We start from the raw sequence: 18,961 nt of genomic DNA on the forward strand, positions 1-18,961 counted from the left end.
CGTTGCCGTTGCCGTTGCCGTTGAGCTTTCGCTTTCCTGCCCGAGCCGTAAAGCGTGCCGAGCATCGCAGCGGGCCGGGGATAAAGGTGCGGGATGTTTGAGCGAAGCGAGTTCCCGCACCGCCCAGGCCTGCGAGAAGCACAGGGCACCGCTGTGGCCGAAGGCCGCAGCGGCACGCGTCCAGGCGAGAAGCACCTTTGGTTCCTTTGGGTGCCTCCAAAGGAACCCGCACGCACAGCGGGCGGAAGCCCTTACATGCTTCAAACGGATAAGCCAACCTGACCCTGAGGTTTCCCTTTACCTGCTTCAAACACGTAAGCCAACCTGCCCCCGTTCGGCCCCCATTACCTGACCAACGTATCCGTCTCCTCGTCCGGAGCGGGATCGTTAGCAGCATCTTCCGCAACCGCGCTAAGAACATCAGACAACACGTCTTCGTTCTTGCTTGCATCTTTGATGGCAATAGTCATACGTGACAGCTCGTAAGTACGCGATTCACGAATGCCTCTTGGCCTTCGCTCGTCGTCCTGCTCCCAAAAAGCAACAACATCCAGGCCCCGACGGCGCGGCTCCATAAAAATAGCGGCATCAAGTGTGTAAGCACTGAAGCGTCCAGGGCGTCCCGAAGCGGCGGATGTATCCGGAGCGATCAAGTGCAGAAGCTTGAAATCTGCCAGCTGCTGAATAATCTCATTCTCACCAGAAAACTTAATTGCATCCTCCTTAGAAACAAGAAAGGCAGTCTGCCTTTTATCTTGTAAACAGAACTTTAGAATGTCCGCAAAAGCAGCCTCAAGGCGTTTCGCATCAACACCCGCATCTTCCGACAAATTACTTCGCTTATTTGGAAGAGTCTTTTGTGCAGCAGCCTTGTAAATCAGCTTTGGCGTGAGCCATGCAGACCCACCGCTTCTGCAAGCAAGATCAATGGAATCAGCCAAAATATTTAAAAAGTCCCGTGGAACCCCGCCAGAGGCAAGCGTAAGAGCGTGAGCCGCACCTGGATTAAAAAGCTGGCTCGAGGCGTTATCAATCCCAGCGCTGCGACCAAGTTCGTCGAGCATGGACACCAGATAATCTTGAGTATCTTTGAACGTCTCTAGAGTCCTGTCCAGGCTAATCTCCTCAACATCTTGCCCCAGCTCAACACCGATTGTCTGTTCCTCATGACGCCTCAACGTTGTTCTATGTCTGATAGTCCCTAATTTAAGATATGCGTTCGTTCCCCGCAGTAAGCGATGCAGGTAATCGACAACATCCGGCTGCTCCGGCCTTCGGACCAAATAGAAATCGTCGACTAAGACATGAAGAGTGTGAAGTTCCTTCGGGAGCGCCGCCTTAATTGCACTACGGTAGTCATCCAGATGACGCTCCAGATAGTCAAGCTTCTGTTTCTTGAACTGCTCTTTTACGTCGGTCCCTGCAGTCGCCTCCACACCCAGAGTGAGGCTTGTACCTGGGAGTGACGCCTTACCTACACGGTGTCGTTTATGCGTCTGTTCGACATCCGATGTTATAGCCGCATCCAGTAACGAACGAAGATCCGCCAATGTTTTTTCTACAGGATTCTTCGACCAAAGCCGCGCAATATTCCACTTTGGTGCTGGCAACCCCTCGAATATTGATATCAACATTCGAGTCAATATATCAGGAAAATGCAGTTTCTTTATGCTGTCGATCCCGACATAGAGTGCATTATGAGGACCTCCATTTTCACACGTACGAAGAAGATGAACTAGCAGACAGGACTTGCCTGATCCGCGACGACCAAAAACCACTTGGTGCTGTGCACTGGACAGACGACGAAAGCTATCTCCAACTTCGATATATATGGGGTTCTGATTTTCCCTGACTCGGAAGCTATCTCTAATTAGGTTCACTAATACTTCGGCATCATGCTTAGACAGCGGCATCTCCACTCCCGATCATCATTGGCCAGGAGATTTTGCCACAATCGTGGCAAACCCCAAGGTACGCAGCCGTTTCCTGGTCTCCTAGTTAGGGAATTACGGGATCAGGTCGTCTTATCGAAAGCCAATACACAAACAGCCACCGTTTCCGGTGGCCATCTCTAGTACCAGCACCAAGCGTAGCGATCAGACCACATTGAGCGCCCCCACCACCGCATCCCCCATCTGCGCCGTCCCCACCACCTTCTCCCCCGGCAGCGCAATATCCGCCGTCCGCAGCCCGGCATCCAGAACACGACCAACCGCCGCTTCAATCGCATCCGCCGCATCACCGCGGCCCAGGCTGTAGCGCAGCAGCATGGCGGCCGAGAGAATGGTGGCCAGCGGGTTTGCAATGCCGCGGCCGGCAATATCCGGCGCCGAGCCGTGGCAGGGTTCGTACATCCCAAAGTTGTTGGCATCCAGCGAGGCGCTGGGCAGCATGCCGATGGAGCCGGTGAGCATGGAGGCCTGGTCGGAGAGGATGTCGCCGAACATGTTGTCGGTAACGATCACATCGAACTGCTTGGGCGCGCGTACCAGCTGCATGGCGGCGTTGTCCACGTACATGTGGCTGACCTCCACGTCCGGGTAATCGGCGGCGATTTCATTGACCACGGCGCGCCACAGCTGGCTGGAGGCCAGCACGTTGGCCTTGTCCACCGAGCACAGTTTCTTGTTGCGCACGCGCGCCATCTCGAAGCCGGTGCGGGCGATGCGGGCAATCTCGTCCTCGCTGTACGGCAGGGTGTCATATGCAAAGCGCCTGCCATCACGTACCTCGCTGCCACGCGGGGCACCGAAGTAAATACCGCCGGTGAGTTCGCGCACGATCAGGATGTCCAGCCCGGCAACCACTTCCGGCTTGAGGCTGGAGGCACTGGCCAGCTGCGGGTAGAGCAGCGCCGGGCGCAGGTTGGCGAACAGGCCCAGCTGGGAGCGGATCTTCAGCAGGCCACGCTCCGGACGCAGCGCAGGATCAATGCTGTCCCACTGCGGGCCACCCACGGCGCCAAGCAACACGGCGTCGGCGGCGCGGGCGCGCTCCAGGGTTTCATCGGCCAGCGGCGTGCCGTAACGCTCATAGGCGGCGCCACCGAGATCGTCCTGCTCCAGGGTCAGCGCGATGCCGAACTTGTCGGCGGCGGCTTCCAGCACCTTGACGGCTTGCGCGATGATTTCCGGGCCGATGCCGTCACCGGGCAGTACGAGGATCTTCTTGCTCATGGGGGATTCCTTGCTCAGGCGATGGCGCCGAACAGCCAGGGCTGCGCGGCCTTGTGGCGGGCTTCGAAGGCGGTGATGGCGTCGCGATCGGCCAGGGTCAGGCCGATATCGTCCAGCCCGTGCAGCAGGCAGTGCTTGCGAAAAGCGTCGACCTCGAAGGCGTGCTCACCGCCCTCCCCTTCGATGACCAGCTGGCGCTCCAGGTCGATGGTCAGCGCATACCCTTCCTGCGCGAAGGTTGCAGCAAACAGCGCATCCACCACGGCCTCGGGCAGCACGATCGGCAGCAGGCCGTTCTTGAAGCTGTTGTTGTAGAAGATGTCGGCAAAGCTGGGCGCGATGACGGCGCGGAAGCCGTATTCGTCCAGCGCCCACGGGGCGTGCTCACGCGAGGAACCGCAGCCGAAGTTCTCGCGCGCCAGCAGCACCGAGGCGCCGGCATAGCGCGGGAAATTGAGCACGAAATCCGGGTTGAGCGGGCGCTTGGCGTTGTCCTGGCCGGGCTGGCCGATATCCAGATAACGCCACTCATCAAACAGGTTCGGCCCGAAGCCGGTGCGCTTGATCGACTTCAAAAACTGCTTGGGAATGATCTGGTCGGTATCGACGTTGGCGCGGTCCAGCGGGCAGACCAGGCCGGTGTGTTGGGTGAAGGCTTTCATGGCAGGTCCTTAGGCAACGCCCAGTTCGCGTACATCGATGAAGTGGCCGGCAATCGCGGCGGCAGCGGCCATGGCCGGGCTGACCAGGTGGGTACGTCCGCCCGCGCCCTGACGGCCTTCGAAATTGCGGTTGGAGGTGGAGGCGCAGTGCTCGCCGCTGCCCAGCTTGTCCGGGTTCATGGCAAGGCACATGGAGCAGCCCGGTTCGCGCCATTCAAAGCCTGCCTCGACAAAGATCCTGTCCAGGCCTTCGGCTTCGGCCTGCGCCTTGACCAGGCCCGAGCCCGGCACCACCAGCGCCTGCTTCACCGATGCAGCCACCTTGCGGCCCTTGGCCACGGCGGCGGCGGCGCGCAGGTCCTCGATGCGCGAGTTGGTGCACGAGCCGATGAACACGCGGTCCAGGCGGATGTCGGTGATCGGCTGGTTGGGCTGCAAGCCCATGTACTTGAGCGCACGCTCGATCGAATCGCGCCGGGTCGGGTCGGGTTCGGCCGCCGGGTCCGGCACGTTGGCATCGACAGGCAACACCATTTCCGGCGAGGTGCCCCAGGACACCTGCGGCTTGATGGCCGCCGCATCGAGCACGACCTCGGTATCGAATACGGCATCGGCATCACTGCGCAGGCTGCGCCACAACGCAACAGCAGCGTCCCACTGCGCGCCCTTGGGGGCAAACGGGCGGCCGCGCACGTACTCGATGGTCTTTTCGTCCACAGCAACCAGGCCGACGCGGGCACCGGCCTCGATGGCCATGTTGCACAGGGTCATGCGCCCTTCCATCGACAGCGACTCGATCGCGCTGCCGGCAAATTCCAGCGCATGGCCGTTGCCACCGGCGGTGCCGATGTGGCCGATGATGGCCAGCACCACGTCCTTCGCGGTGACGCCCGGGCCCAGCTGGCCCTCCACGCGCACGCGCAGGTTCTTCATCTTCTTGGCGACCAGGCACTGGGTGGCCAGCACATGCTCCACTTCCGAGGTTCCGATGCCGTGGGCCAGCGCACCGAAGGCGCCGTGCGTGGAGGTATGCGAGTCACCGCAGACCACGGTCATGCCCGGCAAGGTGGCCCCCTGCTCCGGGCCGACCACGTGGACGATGCCCTGGCGCGGGTCGTTCATCTTGAACTCGACGATGCCGAAGTCATCGCAGTTCTCATCCAGCGTGGCCACCTGCAGGCGCGAGACTTCATCGGCAATGGCTTCCAGACCGCCCTGACGCTCGGCGCGGGTGGTGGGCACGTTGTGGTCGGGGGTGGCGATGTTGGCATCGATGCGCCACGGCTTGCGCCCGGCCAGGCGCAGGCCCTCGAAGGCCTGTGGCGAGGTCACCTCGTGCAGGATGTGGCGGTCGATGTAGATCAGCGAGGAGCCGTCATCGCGGCGGGCGACCTCATGCATCTCCCACAGCTTGTCGTACAGGGTCTTGGCGGTCATGGCAGGGGCCGGTTGCAGGCGATGGCTTGATCCTCGCCGCTTGCATCGGATAACTCAAATCCCTATTTTTCATTCCATCCATTCCAAACAGGAATAGCTATGGACCTGACCAGCCTGGCGGTATTTGTCGCTGTGGCCGAGCACGGCGGCTTCTCCGCCGCCGCGCAGCAGCTGCACCTGACCCAGCCGGCGGTGAGCAAGCGCATCGCCCAGCTGGAGGCCGAACTGGGCACGCGGCTGCTCGACCGTCTGGGCCGGCAGGTGCTGCCCACCGAGGCCGGCACCCTGCTGCTGGAACGTGCGCGCTCACTGCTGGCCGAGGCGGCCGACACCCGCCGCGCGATTGCCGCGCTGGGTGAGGGCATCGGCGGCACCCTGCGCATCGCCACCAGCCACCATATCGGCCTGCATTACCTGCCCCCGCTGCTGCGCCGCTACAGCCAGCAGTTCCCCCAGGTGGAACTGGACATCGCCTTTGTCGATTCCGAACAGGCCTATGCGCACGTGCTGGCCGGCCAGGCCGAGCTGGCCATCACCACGCTGGCCGCGCACACCCCGGCGCCGCTGCAGGCCACCCGGCTGTGGGATGACCCGCTGTGCTTCATGGCCGCGCCGGACCACCCCTTGAGCGCCCGCAAGCGCGTGAGCCTGGCTGACCTGGCCGCACACCCGGCGGTGCTGCCCGATGCGGGCACCTTCACCCACAAGCTGATCGCCGGGCTGTTTGCCGACAACGGGCTGGCACTGCAGGTGCGCCTGCACACCAACTACCTGGAGACGATCAAGATGCTGGTCGGGGTGGGCCTGGCCTGGAGCGCGCTGCCGGCCAGCCTGCTCGATGCCCAGGTCGTCGCGCTGCCGGTGCGCGGGCCGGCGTTGCAACGCCAGCTGGGCTGGGTGCGCCATGCCGGGCGCAGCCTGCCGCGCGCCGCCCAGGCCTTCGTCAACCTGCTCACCGCAGGCTGACAGCGCCGCTCACCCCACCACCCGGTTGCGCCCGGCTTCCTTGGCCCGGTACAGGTTGGCATCGGCGGCCGCCAGCAGGGTGTTGACCTTCTCCTGGCCGGGGCCATACGCGGCCACGCCAATGCTGACGGTAATCCGCGGCGCATCGGCCAGCTGGGTGGTGGCAATCCGCTCGCACAGCACCTGCATGCGCGCCAGCGCCCGCTCCAGCGTGTTGTTGGGCATCACCAGCAGGAATTCCTCACCGCCCTGACGGGCGGCAAACACCGCGCCCTCGCTGGGCTTGCCGAGCAGGCCGGCCAGGTGGGCCAGCACCCGGTCGCCAACGGCGTGGCCATGGCGGTCATTGATTGCCTTGAAGTGGTCCACGTCGATCAGGGCCACGCACAACGGGCTGCCATCGGCGGCAGCCTGCTCCAACGCCTGCTGCAGGTAGGCATCGGCTGCGCGCCGGTTGGGCAGCTCGGTCAGGCTGTCATGCAGGGCCTGGCGCTCGAGCTGGATCAGCAGGTCATCGCGCTCGCGCCCGGCCGCCTCCAGCGCCGCATTCTTCAGCCGCAGTTCCTCGGTACGCTGTGCCACCAGCCTGTTGAGCCGTTGTTGACGGCGCTCATAACGGTACATCCGGCTGTACAGCCACACCCCCAGCAGCAGCGCCAGCAGCAGCAGCGCGGCCAGCATCACCAGCGGCCGCCGCCAGAACACCGGCACCTGCTCCAGGCCCAGCTCGGCGCTGCCCACCCGCGCCGGGTTGTCCCATTGCAGCGGCATCACCATCGCCTGGACCTGGAAGCGGTAGTTGCCGGGTGGCAGGTTGGTATACACCGCCTCGGTACCGTCACCGGCCTCGACCCAGCCCTCCTCGAAGCCCAGCAGGCGGTAGCGGTAGCGCAGCTTGTGCGGGCTGGCAAAGGCCAGCGCGACGTAGTTGATCGACAACCGGTTGGTGGGCTGCAACAGGCGGTAGGCGTCCTGCAGCGGCTGCCGGTTGCCATTGACCATGACCTGTTCGAACACCACCGGCGGCACGCCCAGCGCATCACGCCCGGCCAGCTCCGGGTCGATCAGGGCCAGCCCCTGGCCAGTGGGGAACATCAGCTGGCCATCGGCATGCTGCCAGCCTGCCGGCCAGGTCGCGCCATTGATCTGGCTGGCCGGCATGCCATCGCTGCTGTCGATCACATCCACCGCCAGCAGCGGCTGGCGGCGCTGGTCCACGGCATCGAACTGGGCCCGCGCCACCCGGAACACGCCCTGGTTGCTGGACAGCCACAGCCGCCCGCGGCCGTCATCGATGATGCGGAACATCTTGTTGCGCGGCAGGCCGCTGCGGTGGTCATACACCCGCAGGCTGTCACCGCGCAGGCGCAGCAGCCCCGAATCGGTGGCCATCCACACCGTGCCGTCGGCATCGTGCAGGAAATCGAAGACCGAATGCGCCGGCAGCTGCTTGCCCGCCTGCCAGTGCTCGACCCGGCCATCGGGCCCGAGCACGGCCATGCCCGATTCCATGCCAATCCAGACCCGGCCCTGGCGGTCCCGGCTGAGCACCTGCACGGCGTAATCGCCCAGACCCAGGGTACTGCCCAGCGGCTCGATCCGGCCCTGGGCCAGCCGCAGCAGACCGCGCGGCGTGCCCACCAGGAGGCCGTCGTCGGTGGGCAGCAGCGCGCGCACCATCAGCGAGCGCTCCGAAGCATAGGCAACCGGCACCCGCTGCAGCAGCTTGCCGCTGGCATCAAAGCGCAGCACGCCCTGTTCGTAGGTGCCGGCCCAGACGCCATCGCCGTGTGGATCCAGCGCCAGTGCGGTCACCGTGCCGCTGAGCTGCGGGTCGGGCATGGCCAGGACCGGCCCGGGCTGCCCGCCCTGCCAGCGCTGCAGGCCAGCGGCATGGCCGATCCAGACGGTGCCATCGGCAGTCTGCAGCACGCTGCGGGCATAGTTGTCGCCCAGGCCATCGTCCTGGGTCAGGGCGCGTGCCGCCCCCGGTGCCAGCCGGAACAGCCCCTGCGAGTTGCCCAGCCAGAGCAGGCCTTCGCGGTCCTCGAAAAATGCACGCGAGGGCAACCCGCCCAGGGCCAGCCGCTGCCGGCTGCCATCGGCACCGATCCGGCTCACCCAGCCATCATTGCTGACGATCCACACCGCCTTGTGGCTGTCACCCAGGACCAGGCTGACCCGGTTGCTGGCCAGCAGCTGGCGCAGCCGGCCATCGGCCTGCCAGTGCCAGACACCATCACTGCAGGCCACCAGCCAGCCGCCGTCGCCATCGCGGCTGATCTGCCGTACCTGCTTGCCGGCAAAGCCCTGCGCCTGCCCCCAGGGCGTGGCCTTGCCGTCACGTACCTGCCAGGCGCCATTGACGCTGGCCACCAGCAGGCTGCCGGCATCGACATACAGGCCATGGATCTGCCCGGGCTCGATGCCGTCCGGAAACGGCACCGGTTGCGGCTGGCCCTGGGCATCGACGCGCAGCAACTGGCTGCGTGAGCTCAGCCACAGGGTGCCATCGCCGGTACGGCGCATGTCCTCCACCCGCAGCGAACGCAGCCCACTGCCACCGTAGGGCGCCCAGTGCCCCTGGTAATGGCGGTAGATGCCATCAAAGGCGGTGCCGGCCAGGATCGAACCATCGTCCTCGGCCAGCAGCGAAAACACCCCGGAAAGTCGCGCTTGTTCGGTATTTTCATTGTCGAACACGGTGAAACTGCGGCCATTGAAGCGCACCACCCCTTCCCAGGTGGCCGCCCAGATGAAGCCCTGGCGGTCCTGGGCGATGGAATGCACCAGGTTGTGCGGCAGGCCATCGCGCATGTCCCAGCGGCTGGCGCCGTAATGCACGGGCTGGGCCTGTGCCTGTGGGATCAACAGCGCATGCGCCAGCGCCAGCAACAGCAATCCCAACCACACGGGCCGTTTCAGTAAGGCTGGGAGACGGACGTTGGGCATGCCGGGAGTGTGTCTGCTGACGGTTGAGGGGCGCAATCCGTGCGACCTGTATCACATTTTCTTAACGACACTGTAGCCCAGGCCCCGGTGCAGAACCTGTCAGGAAGTCCCCGACAGGTCCTCACTCCGGCGCTCAGTCGGCCTTGCCCTCATCGGCGTGCACCCGGAACCAGGCCGCGTACAGGGCCGGCAGGAACACCAGGGTCAACACCGTGCCGACCAGCAGCCCGCCCATGATCGAAATGGCCATCGAGCCGTAGAAATCACTGCGCGAGAGCGGAATCATCGCCAGCACCGCAGCCAGTGCGGTGAGCACGATCGGCCGGAAGCGGCGCACGGTAGCATCGATGATCGCGTGCCAGCGGTCATGCCCGGCATCGATGTCCTGCTGGATCTGGTCAATCAGGATCACCGAGTTGCGCATGATCATCCCGGCCAGCGCGATGGTGCCGAGCAGGGCGACAAAACCGAACGGCATCTGGAACAGCAGCAGGAACAGCACCGCGCCGATGATGCCCAGCGGCGCGGTTACCAGCACCATCGCCGTGCGCGAGAAACTGCGCAGCTGCAGCATCAGCAGGCTGATCACCACCAGCAGGAACAGCGGCATGCCGGCCTTGATCGAGTTCTGGCCCTTGGCCGAATCTTCCACCGTGCCGCCAACCTCGAGCAGGTAACCGTCCGGCAACGCGGCGCGGATCGGGTCCAGCGTCGGCAGGATCTGCGCACTCACCTCGGCCGGCAGCACGCCATCGCCGATGTCGGCGCGCACGGTCACCGTCGGCAACCGGTTGCGGTGCCAGATGATGCCGTCCTCGAAGCTGTACTGGATCCGGGCCAGCTGGCTCAGCGGCACCGCGGTACCCGAGGTGGTGGGCACGGCCAGCGAATCAATCAACGCCAGCTGTGCCCGCTCATCGGCCGGGCCACGCATCGCGATGGCGACCTGGCGGTTGCCGTCGCGCAACACGCTGATGTTCTGCCCGGCCAGCGAACTGGCCAGCAGCTGCGATACCTGCTGGCTGCTGACCCCGAGCACGCGCGCCCGCTCCTGGTCGATCTCCAGGCGCACGACCTTGCTCGGCTCGCTCCAGTCCAGGTTGATGTTGGTGGCATGCGGGTTTTCGCGCACCCTGGCCGCGACCTGGGCGGCAATGGCCTGGACCTGCGCGGCATGCTCGCCGGAAATGCGGAACTGGATCGGGTAACCGACCGGCGGGCCGTTCTCCAGCCGGGTCACCCGCAGCTGCACGTCGGCGAACTGCGGCCGCACGCTGTCCAGCAGCCATTGCCGCACACGCTCGCGCGCCTTGGTATCGGCGGTGAGCACCACGAACTGGCTGAAGTTGGTGGCCGGCAGCTGCTGGTCCAGCGGCAGGTAGAAACGCGGCGAGCCGGTGCCGACATAGGCCACGTAATTGACCACCTCCGGCTGGCTGGCCAGCAGCGCTTCCAGGCGTTTGGCCTGGGCCTCGGTGGCGGCCAGCGAGGCGCCTTCGGCCAGCTCGATGTCCACCATCAGCTCCGGCCGCGGCGAATCCGGGAAGAACTGCTGCGGCACGAAACGGAACAGCACCAGCGCACCGACGAACAGCCCGACGGTGGCCGCGATCACCCACCAGCGGCGGCGCAGACAGACGCCCAGGAAAGCGCGGAAACGCTGGTAGAACGCACTCTGGTACGGGTCATGCTCCTGCCCGGGGGCGTGCTTGGGTGCCAGCCAGTAGGCCAGCGCCGGATGCCGGTCGGCCCAGGCCGCCTTGCGCGCGGCCCAGCGTGCGGCCAGCGAGCCCGGCCGCGGCGCAGCCTTGGGCCCGTGCAGGTCCGGCAGCATCTTGTCGCCCAGGTACGGGATGAACAGCACCGCGGCAATCCACGACACCACCAGCGCGATGGTCACCACCTGGAACAGCGAGCGGGTGTATTCGCCGGTGGACGAGGCGGCGGTGGCAATCGGCAGGAAGCCGGCCGCGGTGATCAGGGTGCCGGTGAGCATCGGGAACGCGGTCGAGGTCCAGGCAAAGCTGGCCGCGCGCACGCGGTCATAGCCCTGCTCCATCTTGGTGGCCATCATTTCCACCGCGATGATTGCATCATCCACCAGCAGGCCCAGCGCCAGCACCAGGGCGCCCAGCGAGATCTTGTGCAGGCCGATGCCGAACTGCTGCATGACAAAGAAGGTCATCGCCAGCACCAGCGGGATCGATACCGCCACCACCAGGCCGGTACGCAGGCCCAGCGAGAAGAAGCTCACCAGCAGCACGATGATCACCGCCTCGGCCAGCACCTTGACGAACTCACCGACCGACTGCTTCACCGCCGCCGGCTGGTCGGACACCTTGTGCAGCTGCATGCCGACCGGCAGGGTCGCCTGCAGGCGGGCAAATTCGGCATCCAGGGTCTGGCCCAGGCGCAGGATGTCGCCACCGGGTTTCATCGCCACCGCAATGCCGATCGCGTCCTGGCCCATGAAGCGCATCCGCGGCGCGGCCGGGTCGGCATAGCCGCGCACCACATTGGCGATGTCGCCGAGCTTGATCGTGCGCTCACCGGCACGGATCGGGAAATCGACGATGTCCTGGACCCCTTCGAACTGCCCGCTGACGCGCAGCTGCACGCGGTCGGAGGCGGTTTCAAAGAAGCTGGTATCGGTTACCGCATTCTGCTGGGCCAATGCCTGCTGCACGCTGGCCGCATCGATGCCCAGGGTGGCCAGGCGGGTATTGGACAGCTCGACCCAGACCCGCTCCTCCTGCAGGCCGATCAGCTCGACCTTGCCGACATCGGCAATGCGCTGCAGCTGCAGCTGGATGCGGTCGGCGGTATCGCGCTTGAGTGCGTAATCAAAACCCTCGCCACTGAGGGCGTAGATGTTGCCGAAGGTATCGCCGAACTCGTCATTGAAGAACGGCCCGATCACCTCGGCCGGCAGCTGCGCACGGATATCGCCCACGCGCTTGCGCACCTGGTAGAACAGCTCGGGCACCTGGTCCGAGCGCATCGAATCCTTGGCCATGAAGATCACCTGCGACACGCCCGGGCGCGAGTAGGCCCGGATCATCTCGTACTGGCCGGTGTTCATCATCGCCTTTTCGATCGGCTCGGTGACCAGTTCGGCCACCTGCTCGGCGGCGGCACCCGGCCACTGGGTCTGCACCACCATCGCCTTGAAGGTGAACGGTGGGTCCTCGCTCTGGCTGAGCTGGCGGTAGGAGCCGATGCCGACGATGGCCACCAGCAGCATCGCAAACAGCACCAGCGGGCGGTTGGCCAGCGCCCATTCGGAAAGATTGAAACGGCTCACGGCTCAGTTCCCGTCAGTCGCGGCAGCGGCTGCCGGCGCGGCCTGCAGCGGGCGGTTGTCGCGGTCCACCGCACGCACCTGCTGGCCCGGCTGCAGCAGATGGCCACCGGCGGCGACCACCCATTGCCCGGGGCTGATTCCGGCCGACAGTTCCGCCCGCTGCGCGCCCCAGCGCGCGACCTGGACCGTGGCGGCCTGCAAACTGCCGCTGGCCGGATCGACCAGCATCACCTGTCCCTGTGCCGAACCCGGCTGCCCCTGCACCGCTGCCAACGGCACGCTCAGCTGCTGGCCCGGCCGGGCCACATACACCCGCGCGCTCTGCCCCAGCGCTACCTGGCCGGCATCAGCGTCCGTCAGCGCCACGCGTGCGGCAAAGCTGCGGGTCTGCGCATCGGCCTCGGCGGCGATTTCACTGATCGTGGCCGGCAGCCGCTTGTCGGGGGCATTCCACAGCACCACCTCGGCCGCCTGGCCAACGCTGAAACGGCCGATGTCGGCCTCGGGCAGCGCGATCACCACCTCGCGCCCACTGTCGGCGGCCAGCACCAGCACCGCCTGCCCGGCCGCCACCACCTGGCCAACGTCGATCAGGCGGCTGGCGATCACGCCATCGGCCGGCGCCAGCAGGCGCGCATAGCCGGCCTGGTTGCGGGCCACCTCCAGGTTGGCGCGCGCCGCATCGGCCTGGGCCTGGGCGGCGGTGAACGCCGCCTGCTGGGCGTCCAGCGCGCTGCGGCTGACCAGCTGCCCGGCAGCCAGCTGGCGGTAGCGCGCCAGGTCATCGCGCACCCTGGCCAGCTCGGCCTGCGCCGCCACCTGCTGCGCCTGTGCCGCCTGTGCCTGCAACGCGTAGTCGGACACATCCAGCTCGGCCAGCAGCTGCCCCGCCTTGACCCGCTGGCCGGCATCGACATGCCGCTTGATCAAGCGCCCGGGCACCTGGAAGGACAATGCGCTTTCCTGGTGGGCACGCACCTGGCCGGCAAAGCCCTGCTCGCCCCGCGACTGGCCAACCACCTCCACCAGCACTGTCGGCAGCACCGGCGCCGGCTCCGGTTCGGCACGGCAGGCGGCAAGCACGGGCAACAACAGCAGCAACGAAGACCAGCGAAGGGCAGTCATCAGATCAGATTCCGCAGAAGGTGGGCGGTGGCCGGCGTCGCCGGATTACTGTACCAAGCGGTATCGTATAAATACCGAACCTGTTGGTCTAGTATTGCCTGCATGTCTGCTACCCGTTCCCCCAGCTCAGTGCCAGCGGCCCGTCAGGGCGGTGGCCCCGGTCGCCCCAAGGACCCGGGCAAGCGCGAGGCCATTCTCGCCGCGGCCAAGGCGATGTTCCTGGAGCAGGGTTACAGCGGTGCCAGCATGGATGCCATTGCCGCCGCGGCAGGGGTCTCCAAGCTCACCGTTTACAGCCATTTTGGTGACAAGGACAGCCTGTTCAATGCCGCCGTCCACGCCACCTGCAGCCACCTGGTCCCGGACACCCTGTTTGTCACCGACAGCGCGGCACCGCTGCGCGAGCAGCTGCTGGACATCGGCCGTGCCTTTTTTGCCCTGGTCAGCTCGGAAGAAGCACTGGCGACCCAGCGCATCATGCTCTCGCCCAGCACCGACGACCACACCCGGCAGCTGTTCTGGCAGGCCGGCCCGGCGCGGATGATCACCGCGCTGAGCAGCGCGCTGGCCCAACGCACCGCGGCCAACGAGCTGATCATCGACGACCTCGAGCTGGCCGCGAACCAGTTTTTCTGCCTGGTCAAGGGTGAATTGCACAACCGCATGATGTGCGGCCTGGTCAGCCCGTTGCCGGCCGAGGTCGCCGAACAGCATGTGGTCAATTCGGTGGATATGTTCATCCGCGCCTACACCCGCCCATGAAACCCTGAACCGACGTCGGACACGGTGACTTCCGGCACTGCGGGCCTGTTTATTGCCCGGCCAAGCTGTCACTCATCCGCCGCGCCCGCCTTGCCGGTAAAATGACCGGCCCCTGCGCCTTGGAACCTTTGAAATGACGATCGATTACAACCACGCCCGCGAATTGATGGTCGAGCAACAGATCCGTCCGTGGGACGTGCTCGAGCTGCGCGTGCTGAAAGTGCTGGCCACCCTGCCGCGCGAGGCCTTTGTGGCCGATGCCTGCAAGGCGCTGGCCTACAGCGATGTCGAGCTGCCGCTGGCCAATGGCCAGAAAATGATGAAGCCGGTGATCGAGGGCCGCACCCTGCAGGCACTGAACATCCAGGACGGCGAATCGGTGCTGGAAATCGGCAGCGGCAGTGGTTACCTGGCTGCCTGCCTGGGCCAGCTCGGCCGGGAAGTGCTGAGCCTGGAAATCGATCCGGCGCAGGCCGCCATTGCCCGTGCCAACCTGGATGCGGCGCACCTGGGTGACAACGTACGCATCGAAACCGCCGATGCCCTGCACTGGGATACCGAACGCCGTTTTGATGCGATCGTGGTGACCGCTGCAATGGACCAGCTGCCGTCGGCATTCCTGAAGTGGCTGCGCCCGCAGGGCCGGCTGTTCGTGATCCATGGCCGCGCCCCGGCAATGGAAGCGGTACTGATTTCTGCCGAAGGCAAGGTCAGCTCGCAGTTTGAAACCGAAATCGGCTACCTGCGCGGTGCCGAGCCGGTCGCGCAGTTCTCCCTCTGAAGCACACTCCATCGCACAGGATGAACCGATGATCCGCCACTGCCTTGCCATTGCCCTGGCTGCCGCATTGACCCCGTTGACGGCCCAGGCCACCGACCTGCTGCAGGTCTATGACATGGCCCGCAACGGCGACCCGCAGCTGTCGGCGGCAGAGGCGGATCGTCTGTACACCCGCGAAGGTGCGGTGCAGGCCCGTGCGGCCCTGCTGCCGCAGGTCAATGGCGAGGCCTCGCTCAACCGGGCCCGTACCGAGCTGGACGGCATCAGCGGCCGCAACACCAGCACCAGCCGTGATTACCGCATCAGCGCCGGCCAGGTGCTGTTTGACTGGAGCCGGTTCGCCAACCTGCGCGCCCAGCGCCATGTCAGCCGTGCGGCAGACCTGCAGCTGGAAGCGGCCAATGACGAGCTGATCGTGCGCACCGCCGCGGCCTATTTCAACGCGCTGGTGGCCATCGAGTCCTACAGCGCCGCGCAGACCAACGAGGCGGCCGCCCGCAAGCAGTTCGACTACGCCGACAAGCGCCTGGAAGTGGGCCTGGCACCGATCACCGACGTGCATGAGGCACGCGCGCAGTACGACCAGGCACGTGCGGACACGATCCTGTCGCGCAATGCGCTGGAAGATGCCTACCAGGCCCTGAGCGAGATCACCGGCGCGCCGGTGCGCGACCTGCGTGGCCTGCCGGAGGATTTCACCCCGGTGCTGCCAGCCAACCGGGCCGACATCGAGGCCCTGGTCGCTGCTGCCGGCAGCGGCAACCCCTCGCTGCTGGCCAGTGCGCAGCAACTGGATGCGGCGCAGGCCGGGGTGTCGGCCGCGCGTGCCGGCCACTACCCGACCCTGAGCCTGGGTGCCAGCTGGGGCAAGAGCGCCAGCTGGGGTGACAGCATTGGCGGCGGCAGCCGTACCCCGGACAACACCTCCAACGCCATTGGCCTGACCCTGAGCGTGCCGATCTTTGCCGGCGGCGCGGTGCAATCGGGCGTGCGCCAGGCGCTGGCCCAGCGCGACCTTGCCCAGTACGGGATGGAACAACAGCGCCGGGCGCTGGACCGCAACACCCGCAATGCCTGGCAGAGCGTGGTGGCCGGGATCAGCGAGGTCGAGGCCCGCCGCCTGGCCGTGGTCTCGGCCCAGGCCGCCTATGACGCTTCCCAGGTTGGCCTGGAAGTAGGCACGCGCACGGTGCTGGACCTGGTGCAGAACCAGCGCACCCTGTTTGCTGCCCAGGTCGCCTATGCCCAGGCGCGCTACAACTTCCTGCTCAACCGCCTGCTGCTCAGCCAGGCGGTCGGTGACCTGGACATGGCCGAGCTGGCCGACATCAACCGCCTGTTGACCGCGCCGGCGCAGGCCCGCCTGCAAGGCGATGACAGCATCGGCTGATACCACCGGCAGGCAACCACAAAAAAGCGGGCCTCAAGGCCCGCTTTTTTGTTGCCCGCCCGTCAGCGCCGGCCAGACGGCGGCTGCGGCTGCGGCAGCCGCGAGGCAATCAAGGCCAGGATCCGGTCCACCGCACCGCGGCCATTGGCCACCAGGTCCAGCCCGGCCTGGACCATCGCCTGGCACCGCGCCTGGTCACGCAGCAGCGCATCGAGCAGTTGCTCCACCTGCTGGCGGTCTTCACCGATCAGCAGCGCGCCGGCCTCGCGCATGCGGCGTGATATCTCGCTGAAATTATGCAGGTGCGGCCCGGTGACCGTGGCCGTGGCCATCGCCGCCGGTTCCAGCAGGTTGTGGCCGCCGATCGGTTGCAGGCTGCCACCAACAAAGGCCACCGAGGCACAGGCGAAAAAGCCCATCAGCTCGCCCAGGGTATCGACCACGAACACCTCGGTATCGGCCAGCGGCCAGCGCTGGGCGGTGCGGGTGGCCACCTGCCAGCCCTGCTCACGCACCAGCGCGGCAACCTTCTCGAAGCGCTCCGGATGGCGCGGCACCCACAGCAGCAGCAAGCCCGGGTGCTTGTGCCGCAGCTGCCGGTGGATCTCCAGTACCGCCGCTTCCTCACCCTCGTGGGTACTGGCCGCAATCCACACCGGACGGCCTGGCGGCACATGCTCGGCAAAGGCCTGGATCATGTCCTGGCGCGCCGGCGCCTTGATGTCGAATTTCAGGTTGCCCAGTGCGGCAACCTGCTCCGGTGCCGCCCCCAGCTGCACAAACCGCCGGGCATCGTCCTCGGACTGCGCCGCGACGAAGGTCACCGTGCGCAATGCGCGCCGGATCAGCGGGCTGAGCAGGCGGTAACCGCGCAGTGAACGCGCCGACAGCCGCGCATTGAGGATGTACACCGGGATCTGCCGCTGCTGGCAGCCGAACAACAGGTTCGGCCACAACTCGGTTTCCAGGATCAGCGCGATCTGCGGCTGGAACTGGCGCAGGAAACGCGCCACGCAACCGGGCACGTCATACGGCAGGTAGACATGGTCCACCGCATCGCCCCACAGCGCGCGCACCCGCTCCGAACCGGTCGGGGTGATCGTGGTGATCACCCAGCGCAGGTCCGGGCGTTGCGCACGCAGCGCATTGACCACCGGCGCGGCGGCATTGACCTCGCCCACCGACACCGCATGCAGCCAGACATGCGGCTGCCGCGGCGCCTGCGGGTACAGGGCATAACGCTCGCCCCAGCGCTGGAAGTATTCACGCACGCGCAGACCGCGCCACATCAGGTGATACACGGTCACCGGCAACAACAGGTACAGCAGCCCCGAATACAGGCCACGCAGCAGGACTTCAGCAGGACTTTTACGCATCGGCCAAGGATACGGGAGCCGGCCGCCTACGCCCATGCCAACCCATACCCGGGCCGCTGCGCGTAAAATCATCGGCATGTCTGATTCACCGACCACGGCCACGCGGCCGCCGCTGAGCAACCCACGTCACTGGCCGATGTTTGCGGGCATGGCGCTGGCTTTCCTGATTGCCCGCCTGCCCTGGGGCCTGCAACGGGGGCTGGGCCATGTGCTGGGCTGGCTGGCCTGGCACCTGGCCGGTTCACGCCGGCGCGCGGCCGAAGTCAACCTGGCGCTGTGCTTCCCCGATCGCGACCCGGCCTGGCGGGCCAGGCTGGCACGCGACAGCTTTGATGCCTTCGGTATCGGCATCTTTGAATTCGCCCGCGCCTGGTGGGGCAGCACCGAGGCCATCACCCCGCGCAGCCGTATCGAAGGGCTGGAAATCCTGCAGCAGCTGCAGGCCCAGGGCCGCGGCGTACTGCTGGTTTCCGGCCACTTCATGACCCTGGAAATGTGTGGCCGCCTGCTCTGCCAGCAGGTGCCGCTGGCCGGCATGTACCGCAAGCACCGCAACCCGGTATTCGAGTGGGCGGTCAAACGCGGCCGCCTGCGTTATGCCAGCGCGATGTTCGCCAACGAGGACATCCGTGCCACCGTGCGCCACCTGAAAAAGGGCGGCCTGCTCTGGTACGCCCCGGACCAGGACATGCGCGGCAAGGAATCGGTGTTCGTGCCGTTCTTCAGCCAGCCGGCCTCCACCATCACCGCCACCCACCAGTTCGCGCGCATGACCGGCTGCGCGGTGGTGCCGTTCTTCCATCGTCGCGAAGGCGGCGATTACGTGCTGAGCATCGGCCAGCCGCTGGCACCGTTCCCGACCGACGATGTCGTGGCCGACACCACCCGGGTCAACCAGGCCATCGAGGCGATGGTGCGCCAGGCACCGGACCAGTACCTGTGGATCCACCGCCGTTTCAAGCGCCAGCCCGGTGGCCGCAGCCGCTATTACGACAAGGGCAACACCGAGGTCGCACGCTGATCGCCCCAG

At 66.0% G+C, this 18,961-nt stretch carries 13 protein-coding genes; 5 read left to right on the plus strand and 8 right to left on the minus strand.

Annotated elements, in window-relative coordinates; translation table 11 throughout:
* Window positions 1–344 precede the first annotated feature (344 nt).
* The 4 genes from ABB25_RS14530 to leuC all read right to left on the minus strand — a co-directional run bounded on the left by ABB25_RS14530 (window position 345) and on the right by leuC (window position 5,275).
* Window positions 345–1,913 carry a hypothetical protein gene (locus ABB25_RS14530; RefSeq protein ID WP_152981062.1) on the minus strand — a complete coding sequence of 523 codons (1,569 nt, stop codon included), beginning with the start codon at window positions 1,911–1,913 and terminating at the stop codon, window positions 345–347.
* Window positions 1,914–2,096: 183 nt separating this feature from the next.
* Window positions 2,097–3,176 carry a 3-isopropylmalate dehydrogenase gene (leuB, locus tag ABB25_RS06005; protein ID WP_057664958.1) on the minus strand — a complete coding sequence of 360 codons (1,080 nt, stop codon included), beginning with the start codon at window positions 3,174–3,176 and terminating at the stop codon, window positions 2,097–2,099.
* A 14-nt stretch (window positions 3,177–3,190) separates the two neighbouring features.
* Window positions 3,191–3,838 carry a 3-isopropylmalate dehydratase small subunit gene (gene leuD / locus ABB25_RS06010; protein ID WP_057664959.1) on the minus strand — a complete coding sequence of 216 codons (648 nt, stop codon included), beginning with the start codon at window positions 3,836–3,838 and terminating at the stop codon, window positions 3,191–3,193.
* Between the two features lie 9 nt (window positions 3,839–3,847).
* Window positions 3,848–5,275: a 3-isopropylmalate dehydratase large subunit gene (leuC, locus tag ABB25_RS06015; protein WP_057664961.1), complete on the minus strand. Its 1,428-nt coding sequence runs from the start codon at window positions 5,273–5,275 to the stop codon at window positions 3,848–3,850.
* A gap of 99 nt (window positions 5,276–5,374) precedes the next feature.
* Between leuC and ABB25_RS06020 the strand changes: the two genes are divergently transcribed.
* The gene (locus ABB25_RS06020) at window positions 5,375–6,241 is read left to right on the plus strand and encodes a LysR family transcriptional regulator (protein WP_057664962.1); all 867 of its coding nucleotides are present in this window, start codon (window positions 5,375–5,377) and stop codon (window positions 6,239–6,241) included.
* 9 nt (window positions 6,242–6,250) lie between these two features.
* Here the strand turns inward: ABB25_RS06020 and ABB25_RS06025 are convergent, their stop codons facing one another.
* The 3 genes from ABB25_RS06025 to ABB25_RS06035 form a co-directional block, all read right to left on the minus strand.
* Window positions 6,251–9,154 carry a ligand-binding sensor domain-containing diguanylate cyclase gene (locus tag ABB25_RS06025; protein ID WP_160319411.1) on the minus strand — a complete coding sequence of 968 codons (2,904 nt, stop codon included), beginning with the start codon at window positions 9,152–9,154 and terminating at the stop codon, window positions 6,251–6,253.
* Between the two features lie 172 nt (window positions 9,155–9,326).
* A complete protein-coding gene (locus ABB25_RS06030; RefSeq protein WP_057664964.1) occupies window positions 9,327–12,497 on the minus strand; it encodes an efflux RND transporter permease subunit in 3,171 nt (1,056 codons plus the stop codon).
* Between the two features lie 3 nt (window positions 12,498–12,500).
* Window positions 12,501–13,622 carry an efflux RND transporter periplasmic adaptor subunit gene (locus tag ABB25_RS06035; protein ID WP_057664966.1) on the minus strand — a complete coding sequence of 374 codons (1,122 nt, stop codon included), beginning with the start codon at window positions 13,620–13,622 and terminating at the stop codon, window positions 12,501–12,503.
* Between the two features lie 102 nt (window positions 13,623–13,724).
* Between ABB25_RS06035 and ABB25_RS06040 the strand changes: the two genes are divergently transcribed.
* From ABB25_RS06040 to ABB25_RS06050, 3 genes are all read left to right on the plus strand, one after another.
* Complete coding sequence (locus tag ABB25_RS06040; RefSeq protein ID WP_057664968.1) at window positions 13,725–14,384, plus strand: TetR/AcrR family transcriptional regulator; 660 nt, start codon at window positions 13,725–13,727, stop codon at window positions 14,382–14,384.
* A 133-nt stretch (window positions 14,385–14,517) separates the two neighbouring features.
* A complete protein-coding gene (locus ABB25_RS06045; protein ID WP_057664970.1) occupies window positions 14,518–15,165 on the plus strand; it encodes a protein-L-isoaspartate O-methyltransferase family protein in 648 nt (215 codons plus the stop codon).
* Window positions 15,166–15,193: 28 nt separating this feature from the next.
* Window positions 15,194–16,555 (plus strand): TolC family outer membrane protein, encoded by a 1,362-nt coding sequence (locus ABB25_RS06050; protein WP_057664972.1) that lies wholly within the window; start codon window positions 15,194–15,196, stop codon window positions 16,553–16,555.
* A gap of 62 nt (window positions 16,556–16,617) precedes the next feature.
* Here the strand turns inward: ABB25_RS06050 and waaA are convergent, their stop codons facing one another.
* A complete protein-coding gene (waaA, locus tag ABB25_RS06055; protein WP_057664974.1) occupies window positions 16,618–17,931 on the minus strand; it encodes a lipid IV(A) 3-deoxy-D-manno-octulosonic acid transferase in 1,314 nt (437 codons plus the stop codon).
* A 76-nt stretch (window positions 17,932–18,007) separates the two neighbouring features.
* Here waaA and ABB25_RS06060 point away from each other — a divergent pair, with 76 nt between their 5' ends.
* Complete coding sequence (locus ABB25_RS06060) at window positions 18,008–18,952, plus strand: LpxL/LpxP family Kdo(2)-lipid IV(A) lauroyl/palmitoleoyl acyltransferase (protein ID WP_057664976.1); 945 nt, start codon at window positions 18,008–18,010, stop codon at window positions 18,950–18,952.
* Window positions 18,953–18,961: the final 9 nt, after the last annotated feature.

Source organism: Stenotrophomonas koreensis (assembly GCF_001431525.1).
Lineage (GTDB): Bacteria > Pseudomonadota > Gammaproteobacteria > Xanthomonadales > Xanthomonadaceae > Stenotrophomonas > Stenotrophomonas koreensis.

Coding starts and splice junctions, on each gene's coding strand:
- ABB25_RS14530 (WP_152981062.1), bottom strand. CDS start 1,913: ATGCCGCTGTCTAAGCATGATGCCGAAGTATTAGTGAACCTAATTAGA.
- waaA (WP_057664974.1), bottom strand. CDS start 17,931: ATGCGTAAAAGTCCTGCTGAAGTCCTGCTGCGTGGCCTGTATTCGGGG.
- ABB25_RS06060 (WP_057664976.1), top strand. CDS start 18,008: ATGTCTGATTCACCGACCACGGCCACGCGGCCGCCGCTGAGCAACCCA.
- leuD (WP_057664959.1), bottom strand. CDS start 3,838: ATGAAAGCCTTCACCCAACACACCGGCCTGGTCTGCCCGCTGGACCGC.
- ABB25_RS06020 (WP_057664962.1), top strand. CDS start 5,375: ATGGACCTGACCAGCCTGGCGGTATTTGTCGCTGTGGCCGAGCACGGC.
- leuB (WP_057664958.1), bottom strand. CDS start 3,176: ATGAGCAAGAAGATCCTCGTACTGCCCGGTGACGGCATCGGCCCGGAA.
- ABB25_RS06040 (WP_057664968.1), top strand. CDS start 13,725: ATGTCTGCTACCCGTTCCCCCAGCTCAGTGCCAGCGGCCCGTCAGGGC.
- ABB25_RS06035 (WP_057664966.1), bottom strand. CDS start 13,622: ATGACTGCCCTTCGCTGGTCTTCGTTGCTGCTGTTGTTGCCCGTGCTT.
- ABB25_RS06050 (WP_057664972.1), top strand. CDS start 15,194: ATGATCCGCCACTGCCTTGCCATTGCCCTGGCTGCCGCATTGACCCCG.
- ABB25_RS06045 (WP_057664970.1), top strand. CDS start 14,518: ATGACGATCGATTACAACCACGCCCGCGAATTGATGGTCGAGCAACAG.
- leuC (WP_057664961.1), bottom strand. CDS start 5,275: ATGACCGCCAAGACCCTGTACGACAAGCTGTGGGAGATGCATGAGGTC.